At 72.4% G+C, this 20,640-nt stretch carries 18 protein-coding genes; 14 read left to right on the plus strand and 4 right to left on the minus strand.

Going from position 1 to position 20,640, the window contains the following annotated elements:
• Positions 1-106 precede the first annotated feature (106 nt).
• The gene (locus ACT2CW_RS03040; RefSeq protein ID WP_051573490.1) at positions 107-1,603 is read left to right on the plus strand and encodes an aminopeptidase P family protein; all 1,497 of its coding nucleotides are present in this window, start codon (positions 107-109) and stop codon (positions 1,601-1,603) included.
• An 82-nt stretch (positions 1,604-1,685) separates the two neighbouring features.
• Here the strand turns inward: ACT2CW_RS03040 and ACT2CW_RS03045 are convergent, their stop codons facing one another.
• Positions 1,686-2,195, minus strand: coding sequence for a carboxymuconolactone decarboxylase family protein (locus tag ACT2CW_RS03045; RefSeq protein ID WP_445515398.1), 510 nt, complete (start codon positions 2,193-2,195; stop codon positions 1,686-1,688).
• Between the two features lie 47 nt (positions 2,196-2,242).
• Here ACT2CW_RS03045 and pdxR point away from each other — a divergent pair, with 47 nt between their 5' ends.
• Positions 2,243-3,733: a MocR-like pyridoxine biosynthesis transcription factor PdxR gene (gene pdxR, locus ACT2CW_RS03050; RefSeq protein ID WP_445515399.1), complete on the plus strand. Its 1,491-nt coding sequence runs from the start codon at positions 2,243-2,245 to the stop codon at positions 3,731-3,733.
• Between the two features lie 60 nt (positions 3,734-3,793).
• Here pdxR and ACT2CW_RS03055 read toward each other — a convergent pair whose 3' ends face one another.
• Entirely contained in the window at positions 3,794-4,297 is a 504-nt protein-coding gene (locus tag ACT2CW_RS03055) for an ATP-binding protein (protein WP_121824507.1), read from the minus strand.
• Between the two features lie 201 nt (positions 4,298-4,498).
• Between ACT2CW_RS03055 and ACT2CW_RS03060 the strand changes: the two genes are divergently transcribed.
• The 9 genes from ACT2CW_RS03060 (at position 4,499) to ACT2CW_RS03100 (ending at position 14,706) form a co-directional block, all read left to right on the plus strand.
• The gene (locus ACT2CW_RS03060; RefSeq protein WP_445515400.1) at positions 4,499-5,317 is read left to right on the plus strand and encodes a hypothetical protein; all 819 of its coding nucleotides are present in this window, start codon (positions 4,499-4,501) and stop codon (positions 5,315-5,317) included.
• Positions 5,318-5,413: 96 nt separating this feature from the next.
• Positions 5,414-6,163 (plus strand): YcnI family copper-binding membrane protein, encoded by a 750-nt coding sequence (locus ACT2CW_RS03065; RefSeq protein ID WP_375792350.1) that lies wholly within the window; start codon positions 5,414-5,416, stop codon positions 6,161-6,163.
• A 145-nt stretch (positions 6,164-6,308) separates the two neighbouring features.
• A complete protein-coding gene (locus ACT2CW_RS03070) occupies positions 6,309-6,968 on the plus strand; it encodes an SCO family protein (protein WP_445515401.1) in 660 nt (219 codons plus the stop codon).
• A complete protein-coding gene (locus tag ACT2CW_RS03075) occupies positions 6,965-7,468 on the plus strand; it encodes a copper chaperone PCu(A)C (protein WP_445515402.1) in 504 nt (167 codons plus the stop codon). The genes ACT2CW_RS03070 and ACT2CW_RS03075 overlap by 4 nt, the downstream gene beginning before the upstream one ends.
• A 6-nt stretch (positions 7,469-7,474) precedes the next feature.
• Positions 7,475-9,670: a copper resistance CopC/CopD family protein gene (locus ACT2CW_RS03080; RefSeq protein WP_445515403.1), complete on the plus strand. Its 2,196-nt coding sequence runs from the start codon at positions 7,475-7,477 to the stop codon at positions 9,668-9,670.
• Positions 9,667-10,908 carry an iron uptake transporter deferrochelatase/peroxidase subunit gene (gene efeB / locus ACT2CW_RS03085; protein ID WP_445515404.1) on the plus strand — a complete coding sequence of 414 codons (1,242 nt, stop codon included), beginning with the start codon at positions 9,667-9,669 and terminating at the stop codon, positions 10,906-10,908. The genes ACT2CW_RS03080 and efeB overlap by 4 nt, the downstream gene beginning before the upstream one ends.
• A 153-nt stretch (positions 10,909-11,061) precedes the next feature.
• A complete protein-coding gene (gene pheA, locus ACT2CW_RS03090) occupies positions 11,062-11,997 on the plus strand; it encodes a prephenate dehydratase (protein ID WP_182471965.1) in 936 nt (311 codons plus the stop codon).
• 532 nt (positions 11,998-12,529) lie between these two features.
• Positions 12,530-13,807: a serine--tRNA ligase gene (gene serS / locus ACT2CW_RS03095; protein WP_164435599.1), complete on the plus strand. Its 1,278-nt coding sequence runs from the start codon at positions 12,530-12,532 to the stop codon at positions 13,805-13,807.
• A gap of 98 nt (positions 13,808-13,905) precedes the next feature.
• Positions 13,906-14,706: an HAD family hydrolase gene (locus ACT2CW_RS03100; RefSeq protein ID WP_445515676.1), complete on the plus strand. Its 801-nt coding sequence runs from the start codon at positions 13,906-13,908 to the stop codon at positions 14,704-14,706.
• Positions 14,707-14,793: 87 nt separating this feature from the next.
• On the opposite strand, the gene ACT2CW_RS03105 is transcribed toward ACT2CW_RS03100, so the two are convergent.
• Both ACT2CW_RS03105 and ACT2CW_RS03110 read right to left on the minus strand, forming a co-directional pair.
• Positions 14,794-15,243 carry a phospholipase gene (locus ACT2CW_RS03105; protein WP_182471963.1) on the minus strand — a complete coding sequence of 150 codons (450 nt, stop codon included), beginning with the start codon at positions 15,241-15,243 and terminating at the stop codon, positions 14,794-14,796.
• Positions 15,244-15,445: 202 nt separating this feature from the next.
• Positions 15,446-16,450, minus strand: coding sequence for an Lrp/AsnC family transcriptional regulator (locus ACT2CW_RS03110; protein ID WP_182471962.1), 1,005 nt, complete (start codon positions 16,448-16,450; stop codon positions 15,446-15,448).
• 153 nt (positions 16,451-16,603) lie between these two features.
• Here ACT2CW_RS03110 and ACT2CW_RS03115 point away from each other — a divergent pair, with 153 nt between their 5' ends.
• The 3 genes from ACT2CW_RS03115 (at position 16,604) to ACT2CW_RS03125 (ending at position 20,467) form a co-directional block, all read left to right on the plus strand.
• Positions 16,604-18,148 carry an MFS transporter gene (locus ACT2CW_RS03115; protein WP_432048392.1) on the plus strand — a complete coding sequence of 515 codons (1,545 nt, stop codon included), beginning with the start codon at positions 16,604-16,606 and terminating at the stop codon, positions 18,146-18,148.
• Between the two features lie 236 nt (positions 18,149-18,384).
• Positions 18,385-19,095: a FadR/GntR family transcriptional regulator gene (locus ACT2CW_RS03120; protein WP_414084338.1), complete on the plus strand. Its 711-nt coding sequence runs from the start codon at positions 18,385-18,387 to the stop codon at positions 19,093-19,095.
• A 67-nt stretch (positions 19,096-19,162) separates the two neighbouring features.
• Positions 19,163-20,467, plus strand: a complete 1,305-nt coding sequence (locus tag ACT2CW_RS03125) for a CynX/NimT family MFS transporter (protein ID WP_445515405.1) — start codon at positions 19,163-19,165, stop codon at positions 20,465-20,467.
• The last annotated feature ends 173 nt before the right edge of the window (positions 20,468-20,640 follow it).

Consider the following 20,640-nt stretch of genomic DNA (forward strand, 5'->3'; position numbering starts at 1 on the left):
CACTTACGGGTGCTCACGGCCGCGGCTCGAGCGCGACCACGCCCCCGCTGGAGCCGTGGTCGCCCGGTACCTCGGGCCCTCCCCGCCGTCTGGCCCCGCACATACGATGGGAGGGGTCCAGTTCGAGGAGGAAGACGTGACCGAGGAGCCCACTTCCGAAGCCCCGGAGACCCCGGAAGGCGAGGAGCCCATCAAGCAGCGGAAGAACGGCCTGTACCCAGGCGTTTCCGACGAGCTCGCCGCGAACATGCAGTCCGGCTGGGCGGACACCGAGCAGCACGACCTGGAGCCCCTCGCGCAGGCTCCGCACACCGCCCGCCGCCGCGCCGCGCTCTCCGCGCGCTTCCCGGGCGACCGCCTGGTCGTCCCCGCGGGCAATCTCCGCACGCGCTCCAACGACACGGACTACAGTTTCCGCGCCTCGACCGAGTACGCGTACCTCACCGGCGACCAGACCGAGGACGGGGTCCTGGTGCTGGAGCCCGAGGCGGGCGGCGGCCACACCGCGACGCTCTATCTGCTGCCGCGCTCCGACCGGGAGAACGGCGAGTTCTGGCTGGACGGCCAGGGCGAGCTGTGGGTCGGCCGCCGGCTCAGCCTCACGGAGGCCGAGAAGCGGCTGGGCCTGCCCGCCAGGGACGTCCGCAAGCTCGCCGACGAGCTCCGGGACGCCACCGGCCCGGTCCGTATCGTGCGCGGTCACGACGCCGGGCTGGAGGCCGCCCTGACCGACAAGGTCACCGGTGAGCGCGACGAGGAGCTGCGGGTCTTCCTCAGCGAGCAGCGCCTGGTCAAGGACGAGTTCGAGATCGGGCAGCTACAGGCGGCCGTCGACTCGACGGTCCGCGGCTTCGAGGACGTCGTCAAGGTTCTGGACAAGGCGCGGGCGACATCGGAGCGCTATATCGAAGGAACGTTCTTCCTTCGGGCCCGGGTCGAGGGCAACGACGTCGGCTACGGCACCATCGCCGCCGCGGGCCCGCACGCCACCACCCTGCACTGGGTGCGCAACGACGGCCCGGTGCGCTCCGGCGATCTGCTCCTGCTGGACGCGGGCGTGGAGACCACCACCCTCTACACCGCCGATGTGACCCGCACCCTGCCGGTGAACGGCACCTACAGCCCGCTTCAGCGCAAGGTCTACGAGGCGGTCTACGAGGCCCAGGAGGCGGGCATCGCCGCGGTCCGGCCGGGTGCGAAGTACCGCGACTTCCACGACGCCGCCCAGCACGTCCTCGCCACCAAGCTCGTCGAGTGGGGCCTGGTCGAGGGCCCGGTGGAGCGGGTGCTGGAGCTGGGGCTACAGCGCCGCTGGACGCTGCACGGCACCGGCCACATGCTCGGCATGGACGTCCACGACTGCGCCGTGGCCCGCACCGAGACCTATGTGGACGGCACCCTGGAGCCCGGTATGTGCCTCACGGTCGAGCCGGGGCTGTACTTCCAGCCCGACGACCTGACCGTGCCGGAGGAGTACCGGGGCATCGGCGTCCGGATCGAGGACGACATCCTGGTGACGGAGGACGGCAACCGCGTGCTGTCGGCCGCGCTGCCGCGTACCGCCGATGACGTCGAGGCGTGGATGGCCCGCCTCACCGGCTGAGGACAGCCATCCGGCGGCGGCTCATCACCCGATCGTGTGAGTCCCGTGGGGAGCGGCGGCGCCGCTCCCCACGGTTGCGCGCTCAGTTCCGCCCCGGCACCTTGCGGGTGGTCACCGCGATCCGGTTCCAGGAGTTGATCGTGAAGATGAGGGCGATGAGCTGGGCCAGCTCCCGCTCCTCGAAGTGCCGGGCGGCCCGCTCGTAGACCTCGTCCGGGACGCCGCCGGGCAGCAGCGTGACCGCTTCGGTGAGCGCCAGGGCGGCCTGCTCCTTCTCGGTGTAGAACCCGGCCTCCCCGGCCTCCTCCCAGACCCCCACCAGGGCGATGCGCTCCTTGCTCTCGCCCGCCTCATGGGCGTCGGTGGTGTGCATATGGAGGCAGTAGGCGCAGTGGTTGAGCTGGGAGGAGCGGATCTGCACCAGCTCCACCAGGGCCGGGTCCAGGCCCTCGCGGGCGGCCGCGTCCAGGTTGATCAGCGCCTTGAACGCCTTGGGGGCGGCCTTCGCGAAGTCGACCCGTCCGGTCGTCTGCCGCGCCGTCGTCGGGGCCGTCTGTGTGGTCGCCGTCTGTGTCGGTGTCGAAGTCGTCATGGGAATGAAATTAGGCCGCTAAGCGACCCTCTGTAGGGTGCATTTCCATGGCGGATTCATGGGTCAATTCGGCGGAGATCCTCGGCAGTGACCTCCATCTGGAGCTGACCCGCGCGGGCAGCCGCAGAACCGCCCTGATGGCCGCGCTGCGCGAGGCCATCCGCGACGGGCGGCTCGCCCCGGACACCCGGCTGCCGCCTTACCGTTCGCTCGCCGTCGACCTGGGCATCGCCCGGAACACGGTCGCCGACGCCTACGCCGAGTTGGTCGCCGAGGGCTGGCTCACCGCCCGCCAGGGCTCCGGGACCCGGGTGGCGCCCCGGCCCGCGTCGCCCCCGCCCCGGCGCCGTGCTCCCGGCCGGGAGCACGGCGGGCGGCCGTCCGGGGCGACCGGCGGCCGCCGCGGGCCCCGGCCCGCCCCGCACCCGGTGCACAACCTGCTCCAGGGCCAGCCGGACGCCGCCTCCTTCCCCCGCACCGCCTGGCTCGCCTCGGCCCGCCGCGCCCTGACCGCCGCGCCCCACGAGGCGTTCGGCCCCGGCGATCCGCGCGGCCGCCCGGAGCTGCGCCGCGCCCTGGCCGACTACCTCGCCCGCGTCCGCGGCGTACGCACCGACCCCGAGCGGATCGTCGTCTGCGCGGGCTTCGCGCACGCGGTGCGGCTGCTGAGCGGCACCCGGCTGCTGCGGCCCCGGATGGCCGTCGAGTCCTACGGCCTGGACTTCCACCGCTCGCTGCTGAGATCCGCCGGGATCCGTACGGTCCCGCTCCCCCTGGACGCCGATGGCGCCCTTACGGACGCACTGGCCGACCTCGACGGCGTACGGGCGGCCCTGCTCACCCCCGCCCACCAGTTCCCCACCGGCGGTCCGCTGCACCCCGAGCGGCGGGCCGCGGCCGTCGCCTGGGCGCGGGAGAGCGGCGGTCTGGTGCTGGAGGACGACTACGACGGGGAATTCCGCTACGACCGCACTCCGGTGGGCGCCGTCCAGGGCCTCGACCCCGACCGGGTGCTCTACCTCGGCTCGGTCAGCAAGAGCCTCTCCCCGGCGCTGCGGCTGGGCTGGATGGTGCTGCCGGACCACCTGGTCGACGGCCTGCTGGCGGCCAAGGGGGAGCGCGAGGGATGGACCGGCGTCCTCGACCAGCTGACCCTCGCGGACTTCATCGAATCGGGCGGGTACGACCGCCATGTGCGCCGTATGCGCCAGCAGTACCGCCGTCGGCGGGATCAGCTCGTCGCCGCCCTCGCCGAACGCGCGCCCCATATCCGCGTCTCGGGGATCGCGGCCGGTCTGCACGCGGTACTGGAACTGCCGCCCGGCACCGAGCGGGCCGCGCTGCGCGCCGCCGCCTGGCAGGGGCTGGCGCTCGAAGGCCTCGGCGGCTACCGCCATCCGGACGCCACCACACCGCATCGCGACGGGCTCGTGGTGGGCTACGCGACCCCGCCCGAGCACTCGTTCGCGGGGGCGCTGGACGCGCTGTGCCGCGCCCTGCCGCCCGAACAGACGGCCCCTGAGGCCGAGGGCCCCTGAGGCCGAGGCGACCACCTGACGTCGGGCCGCCCGGAAAGACTTCCCTGATATTTGGGGCGGTTATGACGCCCTCAGCAGCGCTCCTTCACGCCACTTGAGAATCTTGTCGAAGCTCACCACCACCCCGCCGCGGCCCGGACGGTCGCGGTAGCGGACATGGTCGGTGAGGGCCTCGATGAGAAAGAGCCCCCGTCCGTGCTCCGCCTGTGGCGGGGCCGGACTGCGCGGCTGCTGTGGTCTCGGCGCGCCCGCCGGACGCCGCTCGTTCCGAGTGCGGGCCTCGCGGCGGACGGTGCCGCGTCCGGCGAAGCCGGGACCGGAATCGGTGACCTCGATACGGCAGGTGTCGCCGTCGATATAGGCCGTGACTCGATAATCCCCGCCCGTGCCGTCGCGACCCCCGTGCTCCACCGCATTGGCACACGCCTCGGAGAGGGCGACCGACAGATCGTAGGAGATCTCCGGATCCACTCCGGCCGTCTCCATGGTGCCGAGGAGCAGTCGTCGTGCGAGCGGAACGCTCGCCGCCTCGCGGGGCAAATGGAGTGACCACCAGATGCTCATGCTCCAGCCTCCCGGCCGCGGCTCGACATACCGTTACGTATTGCCTGGGTCCATGGTCCGTAAGCGTGTTATTGACGTGACTCCGCTCATTCAGCGGACGCGCTCGATGCGCGAACCGGTGTATGGGCCTGTCCCGGTGTGCGCCGGTACGCCCCACCCGCCGTAGGGAACGCGTCCACCCAGTGGGATGATGGCGCGGCCATGGCTTCCCCTGTCGCCCGTGCCGGCGCCGATCTGCGAATGCTGCGGGCCGCGGTGTTCACCGCGGTCTGCGTCGTGCTGTCCGCGACGGGGCACGTGCTGGGCTCCTGCGCCACCGTGCCGCTGTGGACGCTGGGCGTGGGCTGCGCGGCGATGTTCACCGTCGCGCTGTCCCTGGCCGGGCGGGAGCGGTCGCTGCCCGGGATCGCGGCCGTGCTGGCCGTCGGGCAGCTGGCGCTGCACGCGCTCTTCGCGCTCGGACAGGACCGGGCCGCGGCGGCCGAGGAGGCCGCCCATCGGGCCGACGCCGCCCAGGGCCATGTGATCGGCCTGGCCGCCAGGCTGCTGTGCGCGTCGGGCCCCGGACGGCTCGACGCCGCGACGGCCCATCGGATCGTCACCCACGCGGGCATCGACCCGTCCGCCGCGCACGGCGGCCCGCACGCCATGCCGGCGTCCACCGCCCCGGCGGGGCAGGCGGCCGGGATGGAGAGCCTGCTGCCGTCGCTGCCCATGACCCTGGGCCATCTGCTCGCCGCGCTGGCCATCGGCTGGCTGCTGCGCCGGGGCGAGATGGCCGTATGGCGGGCGGTACGGCTGTCGGTGGACGGGGCCCGGGGAGTCGCGGAGGCCGCGCTCGTACGGGCGCTGCGCGCCGCCCTGAGGCTCGTACGGGTGCTCCTGGCCCCTTCGCAGGCGCCTTACGGTCGGCCATGCCGTCCGCGCACGGCCGAGCGGGACGAGGGCGGGACGACGGCCCTCGTCCTCCAGCACAGCGTGATCAGGCGGGGACCGCCGGTCTGCGACCTCGCGGCCTGACCGACGCGACGCTCCTCCAGCGGGACCGGAGGGCGGCCGTGACGTCGCCGCACGCGCGCCCACCCATCTGATCATTCCTGTTCCTGGAGTGTTGACATGAACGCCATGCGTCTCCGCCGTCTGCCGGTCCTCGGAGCCCTGACCGCGGGCGGCCTGGTGCTGCTCACCGCGGGCCCGGCCTTCGCGCACGTGAGCGTGCAGCCCGGCCAGGCCGAGAAGGGCGGCTACAGCACCATCAACTTCAAGGTGCCCAACGAGCGTGACGACTCCTCCACCGTCAAGCTCGAGGTGACCCTCCCCGCCGACCACCCGCTCGCCTCGGTGATGCCCCAGCCGGTGCCCGGCTGGGACGTCAAGGTCACCAAGTCCAAGCTCCCCAAGCCCATGGAGATGCACGGCGAGAAGATCAGCGAGGCGGTCACCAAGGTCACCTGGACCGGCGGCAAGATCGAGCCGGGGATGTTCCAGCAGTTCCCGCTCTCGGTCGGCCAGCTGCCCGACGACGCCGACCAGCTCGCCTTCAAGGCCCTCCAGACGTACGACAACAAGGAGGTCGTGCGCTGGATCGAGGAGCCCAAGGAGGGCGCCGCCGAGCCCGAGAACCCGGCTCCGGTGCTCAAGCTGGTCGCCCCGGCCGAGGGCTCGGACGGCGATGGCGCCGCCGCGGCATCCGGCCAGGACAAGGACTCCGAGCAGGCCGGAGCGGAGAATTCCGCCTCCAAGGACACCTCGGACGACGAGAGCGGCAGCGACACCACCGCCCGGGTGCTGGGCATCGCGGGCATCGTCATCGGCGCTGCCGGTGTCGTCTTCGGCGTGGTCGCCAGCCGCCGCCGTTCCGCCTGACCACCGTCCACTCCTCCGCATGCGTGTACCGCCGGTGACCACGGGTCCTGAACCGACCGCGTGATCCCGGCGGGGCGGCGGGCCCCCACGCCCGCCGCCCCCGCGCGCCACCGATCCACCCCTCCCCTCTTTGGAGAACAGCTCCATGCGCACCAAAATCCTGGCCACCGCGCTCGTCGCCGCCGCCACGCTCACCCTCAGCGCCTGTGGCGGCTCGGACGACGGGGGCAAGGGCGACAACGCCGCCGCCGAGGTCAAGGGCGGCCAGCGGTCGGGGCAGGCCATCGTCCTCGACCAGGCGAAGGCCAAGCCGGACCTCGTCCTCACCGGCACCGACGGCAAGAAGTACGACCTGCTGAAGGAGACCAAGGGCCGGCCCACCCTGCTCTTCTTCGGCTACACCCACTGCCCGGACGTCTGCCCGCTGACCATGAGCAACGTCGGCATCGCCGTGAAGAAGCTCCCCAAGGCCGAGCGGGAGAAGCTGCGGGTCGTCTTCGTCAGCACCGACCCCGCCCGGGACACCCCCAAGCGGATCCGCTCCTGGCTGGACGCCCAGGGCGGCACCGATTTCGTCGGCCTCACCGGCGACTTCAACACCATCGAGGCCGCCGCGCGGCCGCTGGGCATCTACATCGAGAAGCCGAAGAAGGAGAAGGACGGCAGCGTCACCGTCAGCCACGGCGCCGAGGTGATCGGCTTCTCGCCCAAGGACGACAAGGGCCACTGGATCTACACGACGGAGGCCACGGCGGATCGTTACGCCAAGGATCTGCCGAAGATCGTCGAGGGACGGAACCCGTGACGGCGGCGGGCCCCGGCATCCGTAAGGCGGCCGCCGTGGTCCTCACCGTCGGCCTGTCCGCCACGCTCGCCGCCTGCGGGAGCGAGGACGGCGGCGGCGGGGACGGCGGGGACCACGCGGGCCACAAGGGCGCCCCGAAGCTGTCCGTGAGCGGCGCCTACGTTTCGCAGCCGCCCATGGACGACATGGCGGCGGGCTACCTGGCCGTACGGAACGCCGGTGGCGGCGCCGACGAGCTCACGTCCGTCACCACCCCGCTCGCCTCCGAGGTCACCCTGCACACCACCAAGGGCAACCGGATGAAGCAGGTGAGCTCGCTCGATGTCCCCGCCGACGGCCGCCTCGAGCTGACCAGCGGCGGAGATCATCTGATGCTGACAAATCTCACCCACCGGCCGAAGGTCGGTGAGAGGGTCAGCTTCACCCTTCACTTCGCCACCTCCGACCCCATCGAGATCAAAGTCCCGGTCGAGCCGACGACGTACCGCCCCAAGGACTGACGCCCGATGCCCTCGCTGACCTCCCTGGCCCCCACCGGGCCCACCGCGACTCCCACCCGGACCACCGCGACCACCCGGCGGCTGATGGCGATCTGCGGCACCTTGCTCGCCGCGCTGCTGTGCGCGCTGAGCGTGGGCGCGAGCCCCGCGTCCGCGCATGCCGCGCTCACCTCGACCGACCCCGCCGACGGCTCGGTGGTGAAGACCGCTCCCAGGGAGGTCACGCTGAACTTCTCGGAGGGCGTGCTGCTCTCCGGCGACTCGGTGCGCGTGCTCGACCCCAAGGGCAAGCGCGTGGACACCGGGAAGACCGCCCATGTCGACGGCAAGTCGTCGACGGCCGCCGCCGGGCTGCACTCCGGACTGCCGGACGGCACCTACACGGTGGCGTGGAAGGCGGTCTCCGAGGACAGCCACCCGGTGAGCGGCGCCTTCACCTTCTCCATCGGCGCCCCGTCCAAGACCAAGGCGAAGGTGCCCACGGGCGAGGCGTCCGACTCCACCGTCAGCACGCTCTACGGGATCGGCCGGTACGCCGCCTACGGCGGTTTCGCGGCACTCGTGGGCGGCTGTGTGTTCGCCGGGCTCTGCCGGTCCTCGCGCCCGGTGCGGAAGATCGCCGTGGGCGGCTGGGTGACGGTCTTCACGGCCAGCCTGCTGCTGTTGCTGCTGCGCGGGCCGTACACCGACGGCGAGGGGATCGGCGGGATCCTCGACCTCGGCAGGCTGGGTGATGTGCTGTCCACCAAGCCGGGCGCGGCGCTGCTGTCCCGGCTGCTGCTGCTCGGCGCGGCGGCGGTGTTCCTGGCCGTCCTCTTCGGCTCGTACACCCGGCGCACCGGGGAGGGGGAGGCGGACGCGCGGCGCCGCCAGGACCTCGCCTTCGGGCTCGGCTTCGGCGGCACGGTGATGGCCGTGGGCCTCGCCGCGACCTGGGCGATGGCCGAGCACGCCTCGGTGGGCCTGCAACGGCAGCTGGCCATGCCGGTGGACGTGATCCATCTGATCGCGGTCGGGGTCTGGCTGGGCGGTCTGGCCTCGCTCGCGGTGACGCTCCGGGCGGGCGAGCCGATCGAACGGGCGGCCGTGCGCCGCTTCTCGCGGCTGGCCTTCGGCTCGGTCGTCGCCCTGGTGGTCACCGGGCTGTACCAGTCGTGGCGTCAGGTGGGCTCGTGGGGCGCGCTGACCGACACCGAGTACGGGCGATGGCTGCTGGTCAAGGTCGGTCTGGTGACGGTGCTCGTGGGCATCGCCGCCGTCTCGCGCCGCTGGACCGGGCGCCTTACGGATGCCACGGAGGCGGCCGGGGCGGAAGCGGACGCGGAAGCAGACGCGGAAGCAGACGCGGAGGCCGAGGCGGGCGCGGGGGCCCAGGCGGACGCGGAGGCCGAGGCGGGGAGCGGTGCCGAGGCCGATGTCGCGGCCACGGCCACGGCCGACGAGACCAAGGCCGGGGCCAAGGCGGCGGTGCAGGCCGCGCGGCCGGTCCGCACCGGTGCGGCCGACGCGGCCGTCGACACCCGTGCCGACACGCCCGCCGACACCCTGGCCGACGCCGGAACCGAGTCCGGGGACGGGCGACCCGGCGGCGACTCCGGTACCGGCGCAGCAGACGGCGACCCCGTACGCAGCGCCCAGCTCGCCCGTCAGCGGGCCGCCAAGGACAAGACCGCCACCCTGCGGGAGCGCGACGCCGACCGCGAGCGCAGCGGGCTGCGCCGTTCGGTACTCGCCGAGACCATCGTGGCCGTAGCGCTGCTCGCGGTGGCCACCGTGCTCAGCGGCACCCAGCCCGGCCGGGCCGAAACCGAGCAGGCCGGCGCCCGGGCCACGAAACCCGTCGACCGGCTGAACGTCGACCCGGTGAGCGTGCTGATCCCCTACAACACGGGTCCCAAGAGCGGCCGTGGCAAGGCCGTGGTGATGATCGAACCCGCCCTGCCGGGTGACAACGCGCTGCACGTCTTCACCACCGACCTGGCGGACCGTCCCGTGGACGTGCCCGAGGTCAAGCTGTCGCTGACGCTCAAGGGCAAGGGAATCGGGCCGCTGCGCATCCCGCTCGAGCGCCTCTCGACCGGCCACTGGAGCGCCAAGACCGTCCAGCTCCCCATGGCGGGCACCTGGCAGCTCTCCCTTACCGTACGTACCTCCGACATCGACCAGGTGACGGAGACCAGGAACGTGAAAGTCGCTCAATGACCACAGAGCAAGCACCCTCGTCCGGCATCTCCCGGCGGCGTCTGCTGGGCTCGGCGGGCGCCGCCGGAGCGGCCGGACTGGTCGCCGGCGGAGCCGCCGGAGCCTACGCGTCCGAGGCGACGCGGGAGGCACCCGCGCCCCTCAGCTCGCTGGGCTCGACCGCCGTGCCCTTCCACGGCAGGCGCCAGGCGGGCATCACCACCCCGCTCCAGGCCCACGGCCATCTCCTCGCCTTCGACCTGGCGCCCGGTGCGAACCGTAAGGCGGCCGCCGCACTGCTGCGCCGCTGGTCGCGGACGGCGAAGGAGCTGATGGCGGGCGAGGCCCCACCGGACGACACGGGGATCGCGCTCGACGCCGGTCCCTCGTCCCTTACGGTCACCTTCGGCTTCGGCCGGACCTTCTTCGGCAAGGCGGGAGTCGAGGACCAGCTGCCGGAGGCACTCGCCCCGCTTCCCGACTTCGTCTCCGACGCGCTCGACCCCAAGCGCAGCAACGGCGATCTGTGGATCCAGATCGCCGCCAATGACGCGCTGGTCGCCTTCCACGCGCTGCGCGCCCTACAGCGCGAGGCCGCCGACACGGCCCGGCTGCGCTGGCAGATGAGCGGCTTCAACCGGTCCCCCGGCGCCACCGGCCACCCCATGACCACCCGCAACCTCATGGGCCAGATCGACGGCACCAACAACCCCAAGCCGACCGACGACGACTTCGAGCGGCGGATCTTCGTACCGGATAAGGGCGAGCCCGCGTGGATGGCGGGCGGTTCCTACGCGGTCGTCCGGCGCGTCCGGATGCTGCTGGACTCCTGGGACCACCTCTCCCTGGAGCGGCAGGAGAAGGTGGTCGGCCGCCGTAAGTCCGACGGCGCCCCGCTGTCCGGCGGCACCGAGACCACCCCGGTTCAGCTCGACAAGGTCGATGAGAACGGTGCGCTGGCCATCGCGGGCGCTGCCCACGTACGGGTCGCGGCGCCCGCGTCCAACCAGGGCGCCGCGATGCTGCGCAGGCCCTTCTCGTACCACGACGGCTTCCGCGACGACGGGGCGCCGGACGCCGGGTTGCTTTTCATCGCCTGGCAGGCGGATCCGATGAAGGGGTTCGTGCCGGTGCAGCGGAAGCTGGACCTGGGCGACGATCTGTCGCGGTTCCTGCGGCACGAGGCCAGCGCGCTGTTCGCGGTGCCTCCGGGCTGCGCCCCGGGGGAGTACGTGGGTCAGGCACTCTTGGAGGCATAGGAAAGGGGACGAGCCGCCCCGGGGCATCGCGTCCAAGGGGCGTCCATGCGGGTGTCCATACGGGCGTCCATACGGGTGTCCACCATGCGGGTCGGCGGCCCGTGCCGACGCGGGTATCGTGGCGGTCTCGTCTGATCACAGGGAGCGACCGTGATGTCGGCCAGCCGCTATGCCTACCTCGGCCCCGAGGGCACCTTCACCGAGGCCGCGCTGCGGTCCATGCCGGAGGCCGCCACCCGGGAGCTGGTGCCGATGGTCTCCGTGCCGGTGGCGCTCGACGCGGTGCGCTCCGGAGCCGCGGCGGCCGCCCTGGTGCCCATCGAGAACTCGGTCGAGGGCGGGGTCACCGCGACCCTCGACGAACTCGCCACCGGCGAACCGCTGATGATCTACCGCGAGGTGCTGCTGTCGATCAGCTTCGCGCTGCTGGTGCGGCCGGGCACCGCGCTCACCGACATCAAGACGGTGACCGGGCATCCGGTGGCCCAGCCCCAGGTGCGCAACTGGCTGGCGGCGAACCTCCCGGACGCCGTGTGGGAGTCGGCCGCCTCGAACGCGGACGGGGCGCGGCTGGTGCAGGAGGGGCGGTACGACGCGGCGTTCGCGGGCGAGTTCGCGGCGTCCAGGTACGGTCTGGAGCCGCTGGTCACCGACATCCATGACGCGCAGAACGCGATGACCCGCTTTGTGCTGGCCGGACGCCCCGCCCGGCCCGCCGCCCGGACGGGCGCGGACAAGACCTCCGTGGTGATCTGGCTCGGTGACGACCACCCGGGCGCGCTGCTCGAGCTGCTCCAGGAGTTCTCCGCGCGCGGGGTCAACATGATGCGTATCGAATCGCGCCCGACCGGCGAGGGCATCGGCCGCTACTGCTTCTCGGTGGACTGTGAGGGGCACATCACCGACCGGCGGGTGGGCTCGGCCCTGATGGGGCTGAGGCGGATCTGCCCGAAGGTGCGGTTCCTGGGCTCGTACCCCCGGGCGGGTGTGACGGCCGAGGACATGGCACCGCTGCGGCACGGGACGTCGGACGAGGCGTTCACGGAGGCGGCGGAGTGGCTGGCCCGCTGCCAGGACGGCCGGACCTGAGCTCGTCAACACAATCGCTGCGGAAAAGTTATCCACAGGCTGATGGTCCACGCTGGGGATAAGTCGACATCCCCAATCCGGCACAACGGGCATATCACGACCCTCTTCGCATTGATCGCCATCATCGGACATCGCTCACTTGTCACCTCAATTCGCTCGACCAACTCTTTGGAGTGAGGGATTCCTCTCTTGTGGAGTGTGTGAACGCGGTTTGACAGGGGAATCCATCGCCGAGCATCTGGGCGGCCTTAACGATCACTGCGACATCCACAGATCTCACACACAGCCTGTGGATAACTTCGGGGATTCCCCCCACACCTGTGGACAACCAACCTCCAACTCACCCTGTGCACAAGGGAAGAAGGTCGACTCGGCGCCGCCTCTTTGCCCCTTTTCGGGGATTGCGGATGCATTCCTTGACGGCGACCGTCACAGGAATTCCCCGGTTTACCCACAGGCCCAAAAGGGGGCAAAACCGGACGCAAAGGAATATCGCGTCGAGCACCCGAGGTCACACCGGTAACCTGGGGGGGTGATTGACCTTCGCCTGCTCCGTGAGGACCCCGATCGTGTGCGCGCCTCCCAGCGCGCTCGTGGAGAGGACGTCGGCATCGTCGACGCGCTCCTGACCGCCGACGAGCGGCGCAGGTCCTCCAGTGTCCGCTTCGACGAGCTGCGTGCCGAGCAGAAGGCGCTCGGCAAGCTCATCCCCAAGGCCTCCGGTGACGAGAAGGCCGAGCTGCTGAAGAAGGCGGGCGAGCTCTCCGCCGCCGTCAAGGCGGCCGACGCCGAGCAGGACGTGGCCGCCGAGGAGACCCAGCGGCTCCTGCTCCAGCTGGGCAATCTGGTGCACCCCGAGGTCCCGGTCGGCGGCGAAGACGACTTCGCCGTCCTGGAGACCATCGGCACCCCGCGCGACTTCGAGGCCGAGGGCTTCGCGCCCAAGGACCACCTGGAGCTCGGCGAGCTGCTCGGCGCGATCGACACCGAGCGCGGCGCCAAGGTCTCCGGCTCCCGCTTCTACTACCTGACCGGCATCGGCGCCCTGCTGGAGTTCGCGCTGGTGAACGCGGCGATGGCGCAGGCCACCGCGGCGGGCTTCACCCCGATGCTCACCCCGGCGCTGGTCAAGCCGAAGGCCATGGAGGGCACCGGCTTCCTCGGCCAGGCCGCCGAGGACGTCTACCACCTCGACAAGGACGACCTCTTCCTGGTGGGCACCTCCGAGGTGCCGCTGGCCGCGTACCACATGGACGAGATCCTGGAGGCGGACCAGCTGCCGCGGCGCTACGCCGGGTTCTCCTCCTGCTTCCGCCGCGAGGCGGGGTCGTACGGCAAGGACACCCGGGGCATCTTCCGGGTTCACCAGTTCGACAAGGTCGAGATGTTCGTCTACACGACGCCGGAGGAGGCCGAGGCCGAGCACCAGCGGCTGCTGGAGTGGGAGAAGCAGTGGCTGACCTCGCTGGAGCTGCCGTTCCGGGTGGTCGACCTGGCCTCGGGTGACCTGGGCTCGTCGGCGACGCGGAAGTTCGACTGCGAGGCGTGGATCCCGACGCAGGGCAAGTACCGCGAGCTGACCTCGACCTCCAACACCACCGAGTTCCAGTCGCGTCGGCTGTCGATCCGGATGCGCGAGGGCAAGCGGGTCCGTCCGCTGGCCACGCTCAACGGCACGCTGTGCGCGATCACCCGGACCATCGTCGCGATCCTCGAGAACCACCAGCGGGCCGACGGCTCGGTGCGGGTGCCCGAGGTGCTGCGGCCGTTCCTCGGTGGACGCGAGGTCCTGGAACCGGTCGCCCGGTGAGCGGCGGCGACGAGCTTCCGTACCGCGACGAGCTTCCGTACCGCGACGAGCTTCCGTACGGCGACGGTCGTCCGTACCCCGACGGTCTTCCGTACCGCCTGGTCGCGACCGATCTCGACGGGACGCTGCTGCGCCCCGACCACACCGTCTCGGCGCGGACCCGGGACGCGCTCGCCGCGGCCACCGCGGCGGGCGCCGCGCACATCGTGGTCACCGGGCGGACCGTCCCGGTGGCCCGGCACATACTCGACGACCTCGGCTACGAGGGGCTCGCGGTGTGCGGCCAGGGCGCACAGGTCTACCACGCGGGCGAGCACCGGCTGCTGACCTCCGTGACGCTGGACCGGCAGGTGGCGCTGCTGGCGCTGGAGAAGATCGAGGCGGAGATCGGCCCGCTGTTCCTGGCCGCGGCCCGCGACGGGCTGGACGGCGAGGTGCTCTTCGGCGAGGGGTACCGGATGGACCACGACGGGATGTCCCTGGTGCCGTTCACGGAGCCGGCCGAGCTGTGGTCGCAGCCCATCAGCAAGCTCTACATCCAGCACGCCGAGCTGGGCGACGACGCGCTCGCGGACGCCGCCCGGACGGCCGCCGGGGGGCTGGTCGGGGTGACGATGGCCGGCACCGGGCTGGTGGAGCTGCTGCCGCTGGGGCTGACGAAGGCCACGGGCCTGTCGCTGGCCGCGCGCCGGCTGGGGATGACCGCCGACGACGCGATCGCCTTCGGCGACATGCCCAATGACATCGCGATGTTCGGCTGGGCGAAGCACGCGGTCGCGATGGCGAACGCGCACCAGGACCTCAAGGCCGTCGCCGACGAGATCACCGCGTCCAACGCGGAGGACGGCATCGCCGTGGTGCTGGAGCGGCTCTTCCCGGCGGCGGCGGCGAGCGGCTGAACCGGCCGGACGCCGGTGCGGCCGCCTCGGCGGACCGCCCGGCATCCGGGCTCGGCAGCGGGGATCGTCAGCGTGCGGCGGGGATCGTCAGCCGAAGACCTTGACCGCCTGGTAGTACGTCCAGGCCGTGCCGTCGCACGACGTCTTGGTGGCACCGCTGTAGGCGTTGCACACCCGCTTCAGGTCCTCGTAGAAGGCGCTGTCGATGCGCGCCTTGTTGGCGTCGAAGATGCCCATCGCCTTGTGGTTGCGGTAGCCGAAGTCATGCCGGGCGCAGGCGGTCTGAAAGGGGAAGCCGAACGGGTTGTCGGGGGAGCTGCTGCAATAGTCGGTGGACCAGTCGAACTGGTAGGAGGCCCAGGCACCCTGGTTGTTCCGCGCCGCGAGCCAGGTGTTGTAGCTGCTGGCGCTGGTCTGGGTCCAGCTGGCGAGGACCTGCTGCTTGTCCGCGGGGACCGCCTGGGCGGGCGCGGCCAGGGCGACGGTGGCCGCCGCGGTGACGGCGGTGGCGGCGAGACTCGTGACGAGGCGACGCATTCGGGTTCCCTCCGTTTTTACTTCTGACACCCCCTCAAAAGCTCGTGGCGAAGGGAGGGGGCGGCGCGAGTGTGATCCAGCGCACACCAAGAGTTCGCCAGGTCCCTGACAACCGTCAAGATCTACATCGACGTAGAGATGAACAGAGTTCAACCACCTGAGTTTCGGAGTTTCCTCCAACTACCGCCGCGGAACGGGCTGTTCAGGAGGGTCGCCGGGGCACCCGGGAGGGAGGGGTGAGCAGCGGCCCCGGGCCCTTGACCCGGCGGAGGATCGGGGTGGTCTCCATGTCCCGTACGGAGGTCAGCTCGGCGATACGGGTGGTCAGATAGGTGTAGAGGGCCGGGACATCGGCGCAGACCACGGTCGCCAGCAGATTCTTCGTTCCGGTGGTCGCACATGCGAACGCCACCTCGGGGTGGTTCGCGAGCGTCTGCCCGGTGGCGGCGAGCTCCGACGGCCGTACCGACAGCCATATCGCGGTGGTGACGCCCTGGCTGAACAGCCGGTGGGAGTAGTCGACATCGAAGTACAGGGTGCCGTCGGCGCGCAGATCGGCCAGCCGGCGGCGCACCGTCGACTGCGACCAGCCGGTGGCGGCGGCCAGTTCGGCCAGCGGCGCCCGCCCGTCCCCCGCGAGGACGTCCAGCAGCTTGCGGTCCCCCGCGCTCACCGGTCCGCGCGGACCCTTCGACCGGTCCGGGGCGGGCGTGCGCAGCCGCGCGATCTGCTCGGCCGTCAGCGCCTCGGACTTGTTGACCAGGCCCTGCTCGCCGCCGAAGAACTCATGCAGCACGCAGTGCGCGCTCACCCCCACCACCCGTGGGGTCTGCGGGAGTTTGCGCAGCAGCAGGGCGTCGCTGTCCTGGTCGGACGCCGCCCGTGTCGACGCGGCGACCTCGGTGCCGTCGGAGAGCACATGCACCCAGGAGGTGTCCGGCCGCCGGGCCATCGCCTCGGCCACCGGCAGGGCGGCGTCCGGCAGGCACCGCACCCGGACCATCCAGACCACGTCGCCGACCGCCGCCGGGTCGGTGAGCCCCAGCACCCGGATCGCTCCGGTCGTCCGCAGCCGGGTGTAGCGGCGGGCCACGGTCTGGTCGGAGACGCCCAGCACCTCGGCCAGTCGGCTGAAGGGGGCCCGGCCGTCGAGCTGGAGGGCGTGCACCAGCGCCCGGTCCAGGTCGTCGTACGCGTCGGATTCCACCGCACCAAACTAGTGGCTGTCGGATATCGCCGCCGGATCGGGGCCCGGTTGGGAGAAACGGCCGGGCCGGGGCGACCGTAGGAGCCGCGGGTACCGCCCTCGGGGCCGGCCCCGCATCCCTTTGTCGGAATGTGCCGGATCCCGGAGTCAGTCATGCGCAGATCATGGTGGCCGCTCGCCGCCATCACCCTCGGCAACTTCATGCTGCTGATAGACGTCACGATCGTGAACACCGCGCTGCCCCAGGTGGCGCGGGGGCTGGACGCGTCCTTCACCTCTCTCCAGTGGGTGATGGACATCTACGCGCTGGCGCTGGCCGCGCTGCTGATGGTGGCCGGATCGGCGGCGGACCTCTTCGGACGGCGGCGGCTGTATCTCGTCGGCCTCGCGGTGTTCGCGATCTCCTCCCTGGTCTGCGGTCTGGCCCCGGACGCCGGGGTGCTGATCGCGGCCCGCGCCGTGCAGGGGGTGGGGGCCGCGGCCATGTTCGCCACCAACACCCCGCTGCTGATGGCCACGTACTCAGGACGCGACCGCGGAATCGCCTTCGGCGTGTGGGGCGGTACGAGCGGGGCGGCCGCGGCGGTCGGCCCGGTGCTGGGCGGGGTGCTGACCGAGTATGTCGACTGGCGCGCGATCTTCCTGGTCAATCTGCCGCTGACGGCGATCGCGGTGTGGATCACGGTCCGCTCCATCGAGGAGTCGCGCGGCGCGGCGGGGGTGCGCATCGACTGGCCGGGCGCCGCCTCCTTCACGGTGTGCGCCGGGGCGCTGACGTACGGGCTGATGCGGGGCGGAGAGGAGGGCTGGGCCGACACCGGCACGGTCACCGCGCTGGTGGCGGCGGCGGTCGCGCTGCTCGCCTTCGTCCTGCTGGAGCGCGGGAAGCGGCAGCCGCTGCTGGACCTGGGTCTGATGCGCCGCCCGACGTTCGCGGTGCTGATGGCGGCGGCCCTGCTGCTCCAGGCGGCCGCCTTCCCGTACCTCACCTACGCCGGGCTGTGGCTCCAGTCGGTGCTGGGGATGAGCCCGGTGCGGGCGGGGCTCGCGGTGACGCCGATGGCGGGCGTCTCGCTGGTCGTCGGCGCGGCGGGCGGACGGCTGCTGAACAAGGTCGCCCCCGGGCGGGCGCTCGGCGGCGGACTGCTGCTGGTGGGCGCGGGCGCGCTGGTCAACGCGGCGATGGTGACCCCGGACGCGGACTGGACCGCCTTCGTCCCCGGCCTGGCCCTGGCCGGTCTGGGGATCGGCCTGGCCATGCCGGTACTGGTCTCGGCGGCCCTCGGCTCGGCCCCGCCGGAGCGTGCGGGCATGGCCAGCGGCGCGGTGAACACCTTCCGGCAAATGGGCTATGCGCTGGGGATCGCCGTCCTGGGCACGGTGTTCGCGACGCGGGTACGGGACATGGTGGACGGCAGCGACACCGTCCCGGCCCGGGCGGCCGGGCAGGCCGCCGAGGCCATCAGCGGCGGCCACGCCGACGCCGTGATCGCCGCCGCACCCCCGGCCCGGGCGGACGCGGCGCGCGCCCTGGTCCACGAGTCGTTCGCGGCCGGTCTCGACCGCATCTGCGTCATCGCGGGCATCGCGGCCCTGGCGGCGGGCCTGCTGGTCCTCACCGTCGTCCGCGGCGGCCCCGGCGGCACACCCCGGAAGCCGACCCCTGAGAAGTCCCCGCCGGAGCCGGTCCACGTATGAGCCGGGGGGCGGCGTGCGAAACGAGGGGCGGGCGCCCGACGGCGCCCGCCCCTCGCGGCGTTGGGGCCGACGTCCGGGCCGAGGCGGCTCAGCGGCGGGCACGGCGCGTCAAGCGGCGGCGCGGGGAGCGGACCGGAGGAGCCCGGTGGGCGGGGCGCCTGCCCACCGGGCTTCCGGGTGCCGAGTTGTAGGATGACTGGGCAACCGGGTGAATCCACGTGAGGGAGCCGAGAGGGATGGCGTTGCGGGCGGCGGGGCGGCGGTCGCTGGTCGACACCGTGGTGGAGCAGTTGCGCGCGCAGCTCACCGAGGGTGAGTGGCGGGTCGGGGACCGTGTGCCCACCGAGCATGCCCTCGCCGAGCAGCTCCAGGTCGGCCGGAACACGGTCCGCGAGGCGGTCCGCGTCCTCGTGCACGCGGGGATGTTGCAGTCCCGGCAGGGCGAGGGCACCTTCGTGGTGTCCACAACCGACCCTTCCGAGGTCATGCGGGATGTGCGGCGCGCCGGGATCCGGGATGTGCTGGAGCTGCGGATCGCGCTGGAGGCGGAGGGCGCGCGGCTGGCCGCGCTCCGGCACAGCCCCGCCGATCTGCGGCGGATGCGGGCGGCGCTGGAGTCGCTCGAGGCGTTCGTGCCGGGCGGGGAGCGGCCCGCCGTCGGCCACCATGAGCTGCACGCCGCGCATGACCTGGAGTTCCACACCGCCGTGGTGGACGCCGCGCACAATGCCGCGCTGAGCGCGACCTACGGCTGGTTCAGCAGCTCGGTGCGGGACTCGCTGGTGGCCTCGCTCGGCGACCGCGAGGTGCCGAGCATCGTCCCCGCCGACCACCGTGCCCTGGTCGACGCGATCGCCTCCGGTGACCCGGCGGCCGCCGAGGCGGCGGCCCGGGCGCTGCTGGAGGCGCCGAAACGCGCCATCGAGGCGCTGCTCGCCACCGGCTGAGGCCCCTCCCGGCGGGTGTCATGGCGCCCGGCCGCCTCATCTCATCACTACGTGAACGGAGTTCTTCTTGCCACGCCCGCACACCCCAGGCCCGGAGGCCGAGCCCCTGCTCGTGGACGCCGAGACGGATCTGCGGCCGACCCCCGAGGTGACCGCCGCGCGGCGTACCCTGCGGGCCCACCCGGCGCTTCTCCTGATCGGCATCGTGCTGGCGTCGCTCAACATGCGGGCCGCGCTCGCCGGGGTCTCCCCGCTCCTCGGCGAGATCAGCGGCCACTTCGGGCTGTCCGCGACCACGGGCAGCCTGGTGACCACCATTCCGCTGATCTTCATGGGCCTGGCCTCGCCCTTCGCGCCCCGGCTCGCCCGGCGCCGGGGCACCGAGGCGGTGCTGCTGAGCGCGCTGGTGCTGCTGCTCGGCGGCATACTGCTGCGGGTGGCGCCGCCCGTGATGGCGCTCTTCGCCGGGGGCGCCCTCGTCGGCAGCGGGATCGCGTTCCTCAATGTGCTGATGCCGGGCCTGGTCAAGCGGGACTTCCCGCACCGGGCCGCCGGAATGACCGCGCTCTACACCACCTCGATGATCGGCGGCGCGACGGTCTCCGCCGCCTCCGCCGTGCCGCTGGAGAACGCGCTCGGCGGCTGGCGGGGTTCGCTCGCCTCCTGGTCGCTGCTGGCGGCGGTCGCGGCGCTGGTCTGGATACCGCAGACGGTGCTCGCGCGGCGTGGCACGCACCACGGCGAGCCCGCGGCGACACCGGTAAGGACGCCCGTAAGGACGACGTCGGGGGCGGAGCCGAGGCTGGGGCGCTCCGCGCTGGCCTGGCAGGTCACGCTGTTCATGGGGTTGCAGTCGTCGATCGCGTACGTCTGCATCGCCTGGATGCCGACGATCTTCACCGACCACGGTATGAGCAAGAGCGCGGCCGGGCTGGTGTTCGCGTTCAGCACCATGTTGCAGATGGTCGGTTCGTTCGTGGTGCCCACCCTCGCCGGGCGGATGCGCTCCCAGCGGACGCTGGCCGTCGCCGTCGCGGCGCTGATGGGTGCCGGTATCGCGGGCCTGCTGGTGGCTCCCGCCGCCGGGGCGTGGGTGTGGGCGGCGCTGATCGGCGTCGGCCAGGGCGGGTCCGTGGGGCTCGCGCTGACCATGATGGTGCTGCGGACCGGGGACGCCCATACCTCGGCGCGGCTGTCCGGCATGGCGCAGACCTGGGGCTATCTGCTGGCCGCAGTGGGTCCGCTGGCGCTCGGCGCGGTGCACCAGACCACCGGCGGCTGGGCGCTGCCGCTCACGCTGATGCTGGCGGTGTGCGGGGCGCTGGCGCTGCTGGGCCTGGGCGCGGGCCGCGACCGCAAGATCCGCGCCTGAGCGGTCCGGAAGGTCCCTCCCGCACACCGCGGCGGCGGCCGTCACGACGGCCGCCGCCACCGCGGAGACCACCGGCGGCCGCTCCGCCGTCCCGGCGCGATGGCGACCGTAAGGCGTGTACGGAACACTTGGCGGCCCCGCGGGAATCACCTCGCGCGGGTGGTCACTCCGTG

The sequence above is a fragment of the Streptomyces sp. NEAU-174 genome, from assembly GCF_052665095.1.

What these genes read in the sequence shown, in the direction of transcription:
- ACT2CW_RS03040 (WP_051573490.1), top strand. Translation starts at nt 107, where the DNA reads ATGGGAGGGGTCCAGTTCGAGGAGGAAGACGTGACCGAGGAGCCCACT.
- ACT2CW_RS03045 (WP_445515398.1), bottom strand. Translation starts at nt 2,195, where the DNA reads ATGACGACTTCGACACCGACACAGACGGCGACCACACAGACGGCCCCG.
- pdxR (WP_445515399.1), top strand. Translation starts at nt 2,243, where the DNA reads ATGGCGGATTCATGGGTCAATTCGGCGGAGATCCTCGGCAGTGACCTC.
- ACT2CW_RS03055 (WP_121824507.1), bottom strand. Translation starts at nt 4,297, where the DNA reads ATGAGCATCTGGTGGTCACTCCATTTGCCCCGCGAGGCGGCGAGCGTT.
- ACT2CW_RS03060 (WP_445515400.1), top strand. Translation starts at nt 4,499, where the DNA reads ATGGCTTCCCCTGTCGCCCGTGCCGGCGCCGATCTGCGAATGCTGCGG.
- ACT2CW_RS03065 (WP_375792350.1), top strand. Translation starts at nt 5,414, where the DNA reads ATGAACGCCATGCGTCTCCGCCGTCTGCCGGTCCTCGGAGCCCTGACC.
- ACT2CW_RS03070 (WP_445515401.1), top strand. Translation starts at nt 6,309, where the DNA reads ATGCGCACCAAAATCCTGGCCACCGCGCTCGTCGCCGCCGCCACGCTC.
- ACT2CW_RS03080 (WP_445515403.1), top strand. Translation starts at nt 7,475, where the DNA reads ATGCCCTCGCTGACCTCCCTGGCCCCCACCGGGCCCACCGCGACTCCC.
- efeB (WP_445515404.1), top strand. Translation starts at nt 9,667, where the DNA reads ATGACCACAGAGCAAGCACCCTCGTCCGGCATCTCCCGGCGGCGTCTG.
- pheA (WP_182471965.1), top strand. Translation starts at nt 11,062, where the DNA reads ATGTCGGCCAGCCGCTATGCCTACCTCGGCCCCGAGGGCACCTTCACC.
- ACT2CW_RS03105 (WP_182471963.1), bottom strand. Translation starts at nt 15,243, where the DNA reads ATGCGTCGCCTCGTCACGAGTCTCGCCGCCACCGCCGTCACCGCGGCG.
- ACT2CW_RS03115 (WP_432048392.1), top strand. Translation starts at nt 16,604, where the DNA reads ATGCGCAGATCATGGTGGCCGCTCGCCGCCATCACCCTCGGCAACTTC.
- ACT2CW_RS03120 (WP_414084338.1), top strand. Translation starts at nt 18,385, where the DNA reads ATGGCGTTGCGGGCGGCGGGGCGGCGGTCGCTGGTCGACACCGTGGTG.